This is a genomic window from Streptacidiphilus sp. BW17 (genome assembly GCF_041262485.1).
Lineage (GTDB): Bacteria > Actinomycetota > Actinomycetes > Streptomycetales > Streptomycetaceae > Streptacidiphilus.
The window spans coordinates 83,656-96,322 of the sequence record NZ_JBGCCR010000015.1 but is presented as its reverse complement, the minus strand read 5'-3'; the positions used below and the strand labels follow the sequence as shown (position 1 = coordinate 96,322).

The following is a 12,667-nucleotide window of genomic DNA, read 5'->3' as shown; positions in this document are numbered from 1 at the left end:
AGCGGGTGTCACGTCCCGGCCCAGAACCGGCGCACCTGCTCCAGCCGGTCGAGGTGGTCCTCGACCCAGCCATCCTCGACTCGGAAGCCCAGCCCCAGGGTTATCCGCTCCGGATCGAGCAGCGACACGGTCGCCCATCCGTTGTCGTGCAGGTGCAGCGTGAAACCCAGCCCGCGACCTGTGTCGATCTGGGCTGCCCGTCCCGGGACCAGCTCGCACAGCCCTGCCTCCCACTCGTCCAATTGCCCCAGGAACAGCCAGAGGTCCAGCCGGGCGTCGACAAAGCTCGCGGAGGCGAGTGCCTCCGCGCGCACCGAGTCGTGCCTGGTCAGTGGCGACGGCTCTCCGGCGATACGGACGATGAAGTGCCCGTCCGCATCTGCGAGATGGACGAGGTCCACTGGGGCAGAGCCGGCAGGGTGCGTCATGGCGTCGCTCGCTCTCGTGCGGTGGAGAAGGCGGAAAGACGGATGGGTGCGCTGGTGGACGTCATCCTGACACTGGGGACTGACAGGCCCGATCACTCCTCCACCAGATCGCTCGAACCGGCCAGATCGCTCGACCGGCCAGCTCACTCCCCGGCCAGATCGCGGGCCAGGAAGGCCAGGGCCAGGTCCATCCGCTCGGTCGCGGACTCCAGGTCCCGGCCGCTGGCCTGGGCGATGCGGCGGATCCGGTGACGCAGCGTGTGGCGGTGGACCCCGAGGTCCGCCGCGGCGGCCTCCCAGGCGCCGTTGGCGTCGAGGAAGGCGCGCAGGGTCGGGAGGGTCTGGCCGCCGTCGAGGATGTCCTCCAGCGGGTCGAGCACCGCGGAGGCGAAACCTGCCAGCACCGTCGGGCCGCCGAGCGACAGCAGCAGACCCGAACTACCGGCGCCCGCCGCGTCCGTGACGCGGGTACCGGTACGGCGGCCGACGCCGAGCGCGTAGCGGGCCTGCCGAAGCGCGGCGGGCCCCTCCTCGGGCCGGACGGCGGCGCTGACGCCGACGCGGATGTCGCCGAGCTCGCCGAGCGGCAGCGCGCTCTCGACGTCGCCCTCCTCCGGCAGCAGCACCGCCGCGACGGGTTCGCCCGCCGAGCCGCCGCCCGATCGCGGACCCGGGTCCGCCAGGTCGAACGCGGCGATGCCGGGCGCGACCAGCGCGATCCGGTCCAGCAACGGGGCCCTGTCGCCCGTCGCGCCCTCCACGTGCAACGCCCCGATCCGCAGCCGCCGAACGGACGGACCGCCCGTCTCCGCCCCTGCCCCGCCGCGCGCCGCCCGCAGCAGGCCGTCCGCCAGTTCGGCGGAGAGCTCCTCGGTCACCAACCGCCGCAGCGCCGCGCCCCGCGCCTCCCGGGCGAGGCGTCCCGCCGCGGCCGTCCGCTCGGCGTCGAGGGAGAGCAGGCAGGCCGCCGTCGCAGCGAGCGCGCGCTCGTACGTGCCGGGCGCGCTCGGGCCGCCGACCAGCAGGAAGCCGAGCAGCCGGTCCACCCCGAGCGGCATCGCCCGCACCTCGCCCTCCGGCCCGGAGACGACCGCGCCGCCGCGCAGGCCGGCCGCGCGCAGCCGCTCCAGCTCGGGGTCGATCAGTCCGGCCCGCTCCGCCGCCGCGGCCGGCTCGGCAACCAGCGGATGGCCGAGCGGGTCGGTGACCACCACCCAGCGCTCGGTGGAGCGCGCCAGCGCGGTCAGCAACGGCGCGGGACCGCCGCCGCGCGCCGCCGCGGCCGTCAGCGCGCGCTGGGCGTCGTGCGCCTTGGCCAGCTCGGCGTACTGGTCCTCCGCGAGCCGGGCGAAGACGGCCTTGGTGACCGCGATGAACGGGGTCTGCTGCGGGACCTCCAGCAGCGGCAGGCCGCAGTGGTCGGCAGCCTCCGCCAGCCACTGCGGGGCCTGCTGGAACGCCAGTTCCGCGCCCAGTCCGAGCGCCAGCGCGCTGGCCCCGGCCTCCGCGATCCGGCCGAGGTAACCCTCCGCATGCTCCGGGCTCAGCAGCATGCCGGTGGTCATCATCAGCTCGCCGCCCTGCAGCCACGGCGCGGGGTCGGGCACCTCGCTGACGTGCGCGGACGCGAGCGGTCGGTCCAGGCCCGCCAGGCCCGCCACCGCGCGCAGTCCGAGCCCCGGTTCGGCCAGCAGGCCACGTACAGTAAGCATGGATTCATTCTTACGCGCCGCTGTCCATCATGGAACGCCACCATGGCCAGGCGCTCCCAAACGGAGCGGAACCGCGACCCGCCACGAGTGACAAGGTGTGCCAACCGGCGGATTTCCGACCGGGATGTCCATCCTGGCCGCACCCACTGGCGGCCACCGTCCCGAGGGGCTGCACATGGCCGTCTCCGATGAGACCCGAGCGCCGGGCGGACGCCCGTCCGGCACCGCCGCGCACGAGCCCCGCGCGCAGCGCGCCGCCGGCGGTGGCGGAGGCCTGATCGAGGTCCGCTCCATCGACTACGTCCCGCCGGAGGAGCGCCACGGCAAGGTGTGGCACCAGGGCCCGTTCTGGTTCACCGGCAACTTCGTGCTGACCACCATGGTCACCGGCTTCCTCGGCCCGACGCTGGGCCTGCCGGTCGCCTGGTCGATCCTCGCCGTGGTCCTCGGCGCGTGTTTCGGCACCTTCTTCATGGCCTTCCACGCCAACCAGGGCCCGCGGATGGGCCTGCCGCAGATGATCCAGTCCCGCGCGCAGTTCGGTCTGCGCGGCGCGGTGCTGCCGTTCGCCGCGGTGGTCTTCGTCTACGTCGGCTTCAACGTCTTCAACGTGGTGCTGGCGACCGAGGGACTGCGCACGGTCCTGCCGGGCGGAACCTGGCTCTGGTACCCGCTGCTGATCGCGCTGGCCGTGGTGCTGGCCGTGGTCGGGCACGACCTGATCCACCTGGTCGAGCGCTGGCTGACGTACATCCTGATCGTGGTCTTCGGCGTGCTGACCGTCTACGCGGTCTTCGGCCACTGGGCGCACGCCCACGGCGGCGGCTCGGGCGGCGGGTTCTCCTGGACGACGTTCCTGGTGGTCTTCTCCGCCGCGGCCGGCTACCAGATCAGCTATGCCGTCTACGTCTCCGACTACTCCCGCTACCTGCCGGAGGACGTCCCCGCCCGCAAGGTGATCTGGTGGACCTACCTCGGCGCGGCCGGCTCGGCGGTCTGGCTGATGTCGCTGGGCGCGCTCCTCGGCTCCCGCCTGCCCGGCGCGGACGCGGTCGCGGCCGTCCGCACCGTCGGCAACGCGCTGCTGCCCGGCTTCGGCACCTTCGCGGTGCTGGTCTCGGTCGTGGCGATCATCGGCATCATGGGCGTCAACGCCTATGGCGCGATGCTCACTTCGACGAGCGCGGTCGACGCGTTCAAGAAGGTCCGGCCGACCGTCCGTACGCGGGTCGTGGGCATCGTCGCGATCGAGCTGATCGTGCTGGTCGTCGCGCTGTCGCTGCCGTCGAACTACCTGGCGAGCTTCAACAACTTCCTGCTGCTGATGCTCTACTTCCTGGTCCCGTGGACGGCCGTCAACCTGGTCGACTTCTACGCGGTCCGGCGCGGGCACTACGACATCGCGGCCATCTTCGACCCGAACGGCGAGTACGGCCGCTGGTCCCCGGCGGGTCTCACCTCGTACGTGGTCGGCATCGTGGCGATGGTCCCGTTCATGGCGCTGTCGTTCTACACCGGCCCGATCGCCAAGGCCCTCGGCGGCGCGGACATCTCCTTCGGCGTCGGCCTGATCGTCGCCGGCGGGCTCTACTACGCCCTGACCGGCTCCGTCCGCCGAAACCTGGCCCTCGCGGCCTGACGGCCCGTCCGGGTGCGCGAGCCCGTCCCGCTCGCGCACCCGAACCGGTCGTCGTCAGACGGTGCGGCCCAGCGCGTCGGCGTCGGCCAGTATTCGGCGTCGGCTCACCGCAAGCCACCGCGCAGCTGCGGCGACGCCCCCGGCCTCGGCAAGCGCGTGAAGGACCAACAGGCGCTTGGGATCGAGTTCCATGCACGCATCACATCACGGCGCAGGCGTGAGCAGTCCGCGAGCGTACGACGGATCCGAGGACGGATCCGTCGTACCGAGCACAGTGAACGCACGTGCCTAGATGTGCCGCATCGCGTAGATCGTGCCGACCGTCGCCATGGGCTCGAAGCGGACGAAGGCGCCGGTGTGCGGGGCGTGGAGGATATAGCCGTTGCCCGCGTACATCCCGACGTGCTCGCCGCCGTTGAAGAAGACCAGGTCACCCACCCGCAGGTCGGCCACCGAGGTGACCGGGGTCCCGTAGGTGAGCTGGGAGTAGGTGTCCCGGCCCAGCTGGTAGCCGGCCTGGGCGTAGGACCACATCATCAGACCCGAGCAGTCGAACTGGTCCGGTCCGTCATAACTCCAGTGGTACGGCAGGCCGATGCGTGTCTTGGCCGCGGCGAACGCCGCCATCTCGATCGAGTCGCCGGGCGTCGCGCCGCTGAGGTTCGGGGTCGTGGTGCTGCCCTGGGAGCCGCCGCCGGTCAACGTCGCACGCTGGGCGGCGGTGACGGAGTCGAGGAGCTTCTGGGTCTGTGCGACCTTCTGCATGACCGCGGCCTTGGCCGCCGCGGCCTGCTGCAGCATGGCGTCGAGTCGGCCCAGCTCCGACTCCGCCTGGGCCTTCTCCGTGTCGAGGATCTTCTCCTCCGCCTGGAGCTGGGCCAGCTGGTCGGTCTGGCTCTGGCTCACCTCGTCCATGGTGGACGCCTTGGCGAGGAAGTCGTCCGGGCTCGCACTGAGCAGCAGCTGAACGGTCGGATCGACGCTGCCGTTCGCGTACTGCGTCGCGGCCAAGGTGCCGACGCCCTCCAGCAGGACGTTCACCTTGGCCTGCTCCCTGGCGATCTCGTCCTGGAGCACGGACACCTTCTGCTGGAGCTGTTGGGCCTGCTCCTGGACCTGGTCGTAGCTCTGGACCGCTTTGTCGGTCTCGTTGTTGAGCTGGTCGAGCTGCGCCTTGAGCTGGCCGGTGGACGGTGTGGGCGCGGCCTGGGCGGCCTGCGCGGAGAGCACGACGCCGGTGGCCGCCGCAGCGGTGACGAGGGTGACGCGGGCGCGACTGGGCGCCTTGGCACGACGGTGGGACGCCACGACGGGCGGACTCCGTTCTTCCTTGTCCGCCTACCGGGTGAGCTGACGGGTTCGGACCGGAAGAGTGGCCCTACGACGTCTCACCACCACGCGCTTCCGCCGGTGGCCCTGACGCCGATTCACCCCGGGAACGTGGTTCCCCGGCTCCGACCGCGCGGCTCGCAGGTCCCGCCTCTGGGAACCCCCGCGCCGCAGGTCGAACTCGGCGGGACCGTCACGGCCCCCCGAACGGGTGGTCGACTGCGCAACGGTTCGATCCAGAACCATAGTTGTCGGATCGTCATGAAATCAATATCGGGACGAGAGAAACAGGTGGTACTCCCGAAAGCAGTGTCAACCAGGCGGGTTGCCGGTGACGCCGGGGCCGAAGGGGGTGACCGAGAAGAGGTTGTCGCAGTTGGTCACCTGGCCCGGGAAGACCAACGAGGCGCGGCTGCCAGGCGGGTAGATCCGCATCGAGGTGGAGGTGGGGAGGCACTCGCTCGGGTTGTTGGTCTGCCGGTTGACGGTGTGGATGGTGTCGCTGGCCGACGCGCCCGGCGCGAGGACGACAGGGCTGTACCCGATGTGCTCGTACGTCGCGGGCGCGCCGATCTGGGCGCCGTGGGCGTCCAGCATGGACAGCCCGGGATAGCCGGTGACGTGACAGGGCGCCGAGCTGTGGTTGGTAACCACCAGGTAGGAGTAGATCTGACCCGCGCCCGCGTTCCCGCTGCCGAGCGCCGCGCTGAGCTGCGAGGCCGTGCAGAGCGGCGTCCCGCCTCCGGAACCGGAACCGGACCCCGTGGAGCCGGGTGCGGGTGTCGCGGAGACGCTCGCCTGCGCTGTGGGCGGCGAGGTGGGCGTGCTCGACGACGTGGGGCTGGGCGCCTGGGTCGGCACGGCGCTCGGGGACGCGCTCGGGCTGGGGCTCGTGCTGACCGGAGCGGGGGTGGGCACGGCCTGGGTCGCGGACGCCGGAGGCGTGACCACCTCTCCCGGCCCTTGCGGCGCGGGTACGCCGACGAGGTAGAGGGACACTCCCAGCACGGCGACGCACGCGGTCGCACCGGCCAGGGCACGCTTGCGCTTCCGCCGCACCGCACGCCGCCGGATCTGCGTGAACGCGCCCTCGGGGATGGGCATCGGCTCGATCGGCAGCAGCAGGTCGCCGAGGTCACCCAGATCACTCAAGTCGCCCAAGTCGCCCCGTGACTCAGGTCCGTCGGTGTCGGTCGGCTCCCCGCCGAGCGTGTCCGTCTCGGGCCCGACAGGGTCACCCGCGGGAACGTCGCGCTCGTTGGCCTGGTTGGCCTCGTTGCCCTCGTCGCGCTCGGTGGCGTCGCTGGGCTCGGTGGCGTCATTGGGCTCGTTGGGGTCGCCCGCGTGGCCGCGTGGGTCAGCGGGTCCGTTCATGGAGTCCCCCAAGGGTCGCGCGGAGCAGTTCGCGGGCGGCGTGCAGGTCGGACTTCACGGTGCCCTCGTTGCGGCCGAGTCGCACCGCGACTTCGCGCACCGGAAGGTCCGCGAAGTAGTACAGCAGCACCGGGTCGCGCAGCCGCTCGGGGAGGGACTCCACCATGATGCGGACGGAAGGGTCGTCCGCCGCGTCCGGCTGCTGCTTCACCGCTTCCTCCCTTCCCGCATGCCGAAGTGCCCGCCGTTCGCGCTCAAGTCTGCGCCAATGGTCGCGGACCAGGTTGGCCGCGGTCACGTAGAGGAAACCGGTCGGCTCCTCCACCTTGGTCCAGCGGGCCCACAGCCGGGTGAACGCCTCCGCGGCGATCTCGTGGGCGGTGCCGTCGTCGTCGACCAGGCGACGGCACCAGCCCGCGAGCCGCGGGTAGAGGCTGCGGAACAGATCGGCTGCGTCCTCCTCGGAGTGTGACGCGATGACCGCTCTCCTTACATCGAGCCGGGCGGCGGTCGGGAGTCAGGATCCGCTGAGAGAGGCGTAGACGATCACGTTGTCGGGATAGCCGCCGCCACTCAGGTGCGGTCCGCCGCACGTGATGAGACGCAGCGCAGGGTGGTCGACGTTCCCGTACACCGCGTTCGTCGGGAAGGTCGACTTCACCACGGTCTGCACGGAGTCGACCCGGAAGACGGCGGTCGCACCGTCCTGCAGCGTCACCTCCACCTGGTCGCCCGGATGCAGCCGGGACAGGTGCAGGAAGACGCCGTCCCCGTAGCTGCCGACCGTCACGTGCCCGAGGATCACTGACGGGCCGGTCTGCCCCGGTGTCGGCGAGCCGTCGTACCAGGCGGCGGGCGCGTTCGCCTCGATCGGCGGCACGCCGACCGTGCCGTCGGAGTTCAGTCCGACCTGCATGACGGACGCGTCGACTCCGATCGCGGGAATCCGCAGCCGGGCCGGGACGGACCGGGCGAGCGGAGCGGCGGCGGCAGGGGCGGTCGACGACGCCATGGTGCTGCCGCCGGGATCACTCGGCGTGCTCCCGGCAACGCTGCCGGACGAGCCCGAACCGCAGCCGGCCAGCACGAGGGCGGCCGCCGCGACCAGCGCCGCGACCGCTCCCCGCACCCCGTACTGCCGCAGCTGAGCCGCCATCAGCCCCGCGCCTGGGAGCGCGACCGGCGCCGCGCCGCCGCACCCGCGCCGCCCAGCACCAGCACGCCGGCAGCACCGGCGACGATCAGCCCGGTGTCGCCACTCCCGGACGACGTCGACGCCAAGCCGGTGTCCGGGGCGCCACTCGGCACCGCAGTGACCTCCGAACTGGGCGTGGCGGAAGGGGCCGCGGTCGGCGTGCCGCCCGTGCCACCACCGTTGCCGCCCGAGGAGCCCTGGCTCGGCGAGGCGGACGGAGTGCCCGTGGGCTGCGCGTTCGACGGGTTCCCGGAGTTGCCGGGGCCGAACGGGGTGACCGAGAACGTGTGGTCGCAGTCGGTGATCTTGCCCGGGAAGGTCAGCGCGACCTTGCTGCCCGGCGCGTACATTCGCAGGTCGGTCGAGGCCGGCAGGCACTCGCCCGGGTTGTCGGTCTGCCGGTTGGCGGTGTGGATGGTGTCGCTCGCGGACGCGCCCGGCGCGAGCACGACGGAGCTGTACGTCATGCTCTCGCGCGTCGCCGGCACGCCGATCTCGGTGCCGTGGGCATCCAGCATGGACAGCCCCGGGTACCCGGCGACCTGACAGGCCGACGAGCTGTGGTTGGTGACGACCAGGTAGGTGTAGATCTGCCCGGCCCCGGCGTCGCCGCCCCCGAGCGCGGCGGTGAGCTGCGAGGCCGAGCAGAGCGGCGTGGCCGCTGCGGTCTCCGCGGTCGCGGCGTTCGCCTGCGGCGCGAACGCCACCGCGGCGGCGGCGAGGGCTATCGCGGCGGACGCGATTCCGGCGGGTGTCCTGCTGCGCATGTCGTGCGTCTCCTTCTCGGTCGGGATGAGCGACGAGAGAGACGACGAAGTGAGAGGCGGGGTTGTAAAGAGATGTCAAAATCCGTCGGCCCAGGTCGACACCGAAGGCGACACCCAGGGCGATACCCAAGGCACGACCCCACTGCCGACGGTCAGCCCGGCTGATTTACCTCCCCAGCGGCCGCGGGCGCCGCCACGGGCAGACTGCGCCCCTCCCGCACCGCCCAGGCGAACACCGCCAGCGAGACCACGGCGACCGTGATCGAGTCGTCCGGCGCGGTGAGCCGGTCCAGCCCTTGAACGAGTCCAGCCAGGACAACAGCGTCAGTGCCAACAGGTAGAACACGAGCCAGAGGCCACGCAGCAGTTCCGCGCGCAGGGGTTCCTCGCGGTGCTCCGGCCGCAGCAGGAGGAAGATCGGCAGGCCGATGAGCACCATCGGCAACGCCAGGCGCAGATCGTGCCATCCGGACCAGTACACGAACTCGCTGGCGACGATGAAGCTGAGCGGCGCGATCAGGCGAGCCCGGGAATCCAGCCGCGCAGTCGCCCATCTGGACGACCGCGGAGACCGCAACGGCGACCGCGGAGGCGGCGTAGATCAGCAGATACATGTCGCCCATCACGCTGACGATCTGCTGCCACCCGTTGAACGGCAGCAGGAAGACGGCGATCACGGCGAGGTTGAGGAGCAGTGCCCGGTGCGTGACGCCTTCGCGTCCGCTGACGCGCATGAAGAAGCGCGGCAGGGTGCCGTTCTTCGCTAGGGCGTAGGTGTGGCGAGCGTCGATCCCGACACCTACGTAGGCCGAGCCGCCCGGCGAGACGACCGCGTCCGCGTAGAGCAGGCTGGACAGCCACTGCAGGTTGAGGATCAGCGCGAGCTGGCCGAACGGCGAGTCGAAGCTGACGCCCGACCAGCCGTGGCCCAGCAGGCGCTCGGGGACGGTGTAGAGGAACGCCAACTGCAGTGCCAGGTACAGCACCAGCGCCAGCCCGATCCCGGCGAGGACCGAACCCGGCATGGTGCGGCGGGGGTTGCGCGCCTCGCCGGAGAAGTCCAGCGGGGCCTGGAAGCCGTTGAGCGAGTAGACGATGCCGCCGGCCGCGAGCGCGCTGAGCACGGACGCGTACCCGTAGGGTGCGAACCCTCCGTGCGCCGGGGCGGTCAACCTACCGGAGTGGAAACCCGACGCGAAGAGCGCAGCCACGGTGATCACCGGCACGAGGATCTTGAAGATCGACACCAGGTTGTTGAACCGCGCGAAGAGCCGGACCGCGAACCAGTTCAGCGCGGTGAGCAGCACGCTCAGCCCCAGCGCCACGGCCAGCCCCGGCCCGGTGAGGCTGCCGTTCCTTTAGACCCAGGGCAGGTAGTGCCCGGCGTACCGCATGATCGCGCTGATCTCGGCGGCGGTCCCGCCCACCGACAGCAGCGTCGACCAGCCGATGAGCGTCCCGACCAGCCGTCCGCTGGCGATGAGCGGCCAGCGTACGGTCCCCCCGCCCTCCGGCCGGACACGCCGAGCTCCACCATCACCAGCGCGACCAGCGCGCACAGCACCCCGGCCCCGCGCCAGGCCGGAAGTGACGCCGGACCAGCCGTCTGCGCCGCATACATCGCGGCGAACAGCCACCCGGACCCGACGATGTTGGAGAACCCGATCGACGTGAGCCCCCAGAACCCCAGGTCCCGTCGGAGCCTGCGCTCCTCGGTCCTCACCTCGTCGGCGGCGGCCTCCGCCAGTTCCTGACCGTCCGACATGCAGCCCTCGTCCCCCCAACACTGTGGTCCCATCGAGGCCCAGGCCTCCCATCTCGCTCGCCCCACCGAGGCCGGTCGTTCTGTCCGTCGTGGCGCAGATCCACTGCGAATCGGGGCCTGCCCCGGAGTTGGTGGGCTGTCAGTTACTTCGGCTACGCTCGGCGCCATGGCAGCCGACGGGGAAGTCGTGACGCGCATCGGGCCGTACGAGCTGCTCGAGCTGCTCGGCGAGGGCGGCATGGGGCAGGTGTATCTGGCGCGTTCGCCTGACGCGCGGCTGGTGGCGCTGAAGGTGATCCGCCCCGAGCACACCGAGACTCCGGACTTCCGTGCCCGGTTCCAGCGCGAGATCGCGGCTGCGCAGCGCGTGAACGGGTTCCGGACTCCGCCACTTCTGGACGCCGACGCCCAGGGCGTGCCGCCCTGGCTCGCCACGGCGTACGTACCCGCGCCCACCCTGCACGAGGTGGTGCGCGATTTCGGCGTGCTCGCCGAGCCGGCACTGCGCGCGCTCGGTGCGGGCCTCGCCGAGGCGTTGGCGGCGATCCATGGCGCCGGCCTGGTGCACCGCGACCTCAAGCCGGGCAACGTGCTGATCGCGGCGGAGGGGCCGCAGGTCATCGACTTCGGGATCAGCCGGGCCGTCGACGGCTCCGGGGGCACCCAGATCACCCGTACCGGCGCGGCGGTCGGCACCCCCGGCTATCTCGCCCCCGAGCAGCTCACGGCAGGCCGCACGGCCGGGGCTCCGGCGGACGTCTTCTCGCTCGGCTGCGTGCTGGTCCACGCAGCCACCGGTGGGCACCCCTTCGGCGCGGGCCAGACCCCGGCGGTGCTCTACCGGGTCGTCCACGAGCCTCCCCAACTGGAAGGCGTACCAGCAGCTTTGGCCCCACTGCTGGCCGCCTGCCTGGACAAGGACCCGAGCCGCCGCCCAACCGTCCCGCAGCTGCTGGAGGCCCTCGGCCCCACCGACTCCGGCGCGCTTGTGGTCCCCGCCCTGCAGCGGCAACTGACCGAGCGTCGGCAGTACGCCGAGCGGATGCTGTCCGCGCCGCCGGTGCCCGTCGCCGCACTGCCCACCTCGACCCTGGCCCCGAGCTCCGTACCGGTCCCCGCCCAGGCTCACGCCCACGGTCCCGGCCCTGGCCCTGGTCCCGGCCCCGGCCCCGGCCCCGGTCCAGATCGGCGGCGCGCGCTCAGGATGGCCGCAGCCGGTGGCGGCGCGGCGCTGCTCGCGGTCGGGGGAGGAGTGGCGTACGCGCTCAACACCGGCTTGGGCGCCAGACTGCTCGGAACGCTCGGAATTCACGCCAGCTCCGGCCCCACGGTCTCGACCGGGCCCGCGCCGCTGTGGCAGCAACCCGCCTCCGTGAGCAACACCGCCACGCTGGAACTCCTCGGTGACGTGCTGGTCTGCTGGGACGCATCGAAGGCGCAGGCCTTCCACCCCGCCACCGGCACCCCCGCCTGGACCGGAAAGGTCAACCCGCCCCCGAGTTCCTTCAACCCCGCAGTGAGCTGGCTCGGCGTGACGGGCAGCCTGCTGCTCTGCACGGTCGATACGGACACCCTCCGTCTGGCGGCGCTCGACGCCGGTGGCAGGCAGCTCTACTGCAGCCCCGTCGTCACCTCGAACGGCGCCTCCATCGACCTCCTGGTGGCGAGCGCGGGAGGTGTTGCCCTGCTGTCGGGCCGGGACGACACCGACGCGTTCACCCTGGTCGCCGTGGAGTTCGCGAGCGGTCGGGTGCTGTGGTCGAGTACGACCATCTCCGAGAACGGGAAGGTGGTCTCCGACGGCACCCGGTTCCTGCTGTACGACTCCGGCACTGTCTCCAGCCTCGACGCACGCACCGGTCGTCAACTGTGGGCCGTACCGAACCTGCCGGCCGCAGGGCCCGGCCTGGCCCTCACGGCCTCCACCGGGGTGCTGCTCGTCAGCGACACCAAGGTGAACGCGCTGGACACGGCCACCGGCGCCCGGCTGTGGACCGCGTTGAACGCGCCGGACAGCCTTGACTCCACCTCGGTCGTGGGCGACAAGGTCATCGTCTCGGGCGACAACTCCCTGTTCGCGCTCGACCTGCACACCGGAAGGCAGCTGTGGCACAGCACGCCTACGGTCGACTACTTCGGCGCCGTCGGGACGACCGGCCCGTCGATGGTCGTGGACGCGGACCTGATCGCGGCACCCATGGCCTCCTCGGGCGGCGTCTCCGTCTTCAACACCTCCGACGGCAGCACTCGTTGGAGCCGCTCGTCCGGTCCCGGCACGCAGTCCTGGACTCTCGCACTCTCCGGGCCCACCCTCTATACGGCCTCGAGCACCACGATTTCCGCCTTCCGTAGCCCGAGCTGACGCGCGCTCAGTCCCCCGGCCGGCTGCCACGCCCGTAACAGTCCAGTACGGTCCCCGTCGTGCCTGCTGCCACAGCAGCGTGGACCGGGGAAGAAT

At 71.7% G+C, this 12,667-nt stretch carries 10 protein-coding genes, 1 pseudogene and 1 riboswitch; of the genes and pseudogenes, 2 read left to right on the top strand and 9 right to left on the bottom strand.

Features of this window, described 5'->3' with window-relative positions:
- Positions 1-8 precede the first annotated feature (8 nt).
- Together ABH940_RS19935 and ABH940_RS19930 are read right to left on the bottom strand one after the other, a co-directional pair.
- On the bottom strand, positions 9-428 hold the full coding sequence (locus tag ABH940_RS19935) for a DUF5959 family protein (protein WP_370105871.1): 420 nt from the start codon (positions 426-428) through the stop codon (positions 9-11).
- Positions 429-571: 143 nt separating this feature from the next.
- Positions 572-2,140 carry a PucR family transcriptional regulator gene (locus ABH940_RS19930; RefSeq protein WP_370105870.1) on the bottom strand — a complete coding sequence of 523 codons (1,569 nt, stop codon included), beginning with the start codon at positions 2,138-2,140 and terminating at the stop codon, positions 572-574.
- A gap of 175 nt (positions 2,141-2,315) precedes the next feature.
- Between ABH940_RS19930 and ABH940_RS19925 the strand changes: the two genes are divergently transcribed.
- A complete protein-coding gene (locus ABH940_RS19925) occupies positions 2,316-3,779 on the top strand; it encodes a cytosine permease (protein ID WP_370105869.1) in 1,464 nt (487 codons plus the stop codon).
- 54 nt (positions 3,780-3,833) lie between these two features.
- On the opposite strand, the gene ABH940_RS19920 is transcribed toward ABH940_RS19925, so the two are convergent.
- From ABH940_RS19920 to ABH940_RS19890, 7 genes and pseudogenes are all read right to left on the bottom strand, one after another.
- Positions 3,834-3,971 carry a hypothetical protein gene (locus ABH940_RS19920; protein WP_370069831.1) on the bottom strand — a complete coding sequence of 46 codons (138 nt, stop codon included), beginning with the start codon at positions 3,969-3,971 and terminating at the stop codon, positions 3,834-3,836.
- Between the two features lie 96 nt (positions 3,972-4,067).
- A complete protein-coding gene (locus ABH940_RS19915; protein WP_370069833.1) occupies positions 4,068-5,087 on the bottom strand; it encodes an NlpC/P60 family protein in 1,020 nt (339 codons plus the stop codon).
- Positions 5,088-5,099: 12 nt separating this feature from the next.
- Positions 5,100-5,257, bottom strand: a riboswitch (cyclic di-AMP (ydaO/yuaA leader).
- Between the two features lie 163 nt (positions 5,258-5,420).
- A complete protein-coding gene (locus ABH940_RS19910; protein WP_370069835.1) occupies positions 5,421-6,482 on the bottom strand; it encodes a DUF4232 domain-containing protein in 1,062 nt (353 codons plus the stop codon).
- Positions 6,466-6,960 (bottom strand): RNA polymerase sigma factor, encoded by a 495-nt coding sequence (locus ABH940_RS19905; protein WP_196194138.1) that lies wholly within the window; start codon positions 6,958-6,960, stop codon positions 6,466-6,468. Before ABH940_RS19905 ends, ABH940_RS19910 begins: the two co-directional genes overlap by 17 nt.
- A 39-nt stretch (positions 6,961-6,999) precedes the next feature.
- Positions 7,000-7,638, bottom strand: coding sequence for a class F sortase (locus ABH940_RS19900; protein ID WP_370105868.1), 639 nt, complete (start codon positions 7,636-7,638; stop codon positions 7,000-7,002).
- The gene (locus ABH940_RS19895; protein ID WP_370069839.1) at positions 7,638-8,444 is read right to left on the bottom strand and encodes a DUF4232 domain-containing protein; all 807 of its coding nucleotides are present in this window, start codon (positions 8,442-8,444) and stop codon (positions 7,638-7,640) included. The genes ABH940_RS19900 and ABH940_RS19895 overlap by 1 nt, the downstream gene beginning before the upstream one ends.
- 152 nt (positions 8,445-8,596) lie before the next feature.
- Positions 8,597-10,209: pseudogene (locus ABH940_RS19890) on the bottom strand (APC family permease).
- A 166-nt stretch (positions 10,210-10,375) separates the two neighbouring features.
- Here ABH940_RS19890 and ABH940_RS19885 point away from each other — a divergent pair.
- On the top strand, positions 10,376-12,571 hold the full coding sequence (locus ABH940_RS19885; protein WP_370105867.1) for a PQQ-binding-like beta-propeller repeat protein: 2,196 nt from the start codon (positions 10,376-10,378) through the stop codon (positions 12,569-12,571).
- Positions 12,572-12,667 lie beyond the last annotated feature (96 nt).

Bases quoted from the DNA above. Each gene is read 5' to 3' on its own strand.
- ABH940_RS19935 (WP_370105871.1), bottom strand. From the start codon at position 428: ATGACGCACCCTGCCGGCTCTGCCCCAGTGGACCTCGTCCATCTCGCA.
- ABH940_RS19930 (WP_370105870.1), bottom strand. From the start codon at position 2,140: ATGCTTACTGTACGTGGCCTGCTGGCCGAACCGGGGCTCGGACTGCGC.
- ABH940_RS19895 (WP_370069839.1), bottom strand. From the start codon at position 8,444: ATGCGCAGCAGGACACCCGCCGGAATCGCGTCCGCCGCGATAGCCCTC.
- ABH940_RS19910 (WP_370069835.1), bottom strand. From the start codon at position 6,482: ATGAACGGACCCGCTGACCCACGCGGCCACGCGGGCGACCCCAACGAG.
- ABH940_RS19900 (WP_370105868.1), bottom strand. From the start codon at position 7,638: ATGGCGGCTCAGCTGCGGCAGTACGGGGTGCGGGGAGCGGTCGCGGCG.
- ABH940_RS19920 (WP_370069831.1), bottom strand. From the start codon at position 3,971: ATGGAACTCGATCCCAAGCGCCTGTTGGTCCTTCACGCGCTTGCCGAG.
- ABH940_RS19885 (WP_370105867.1), top strand. From the start codon at position 10,376: ATGGCAGCCGACGGGGAAGTCGTGACGCGCATCGGGCCGTACGAGCTG.
- ABH940_RS19925 (WP_370105869.1), top strand. From the start codon at position 2,316: ATGGCCGTCTCCGATGAGACCCGAGCGCCGGGCGGACGCCCGTCCGGC.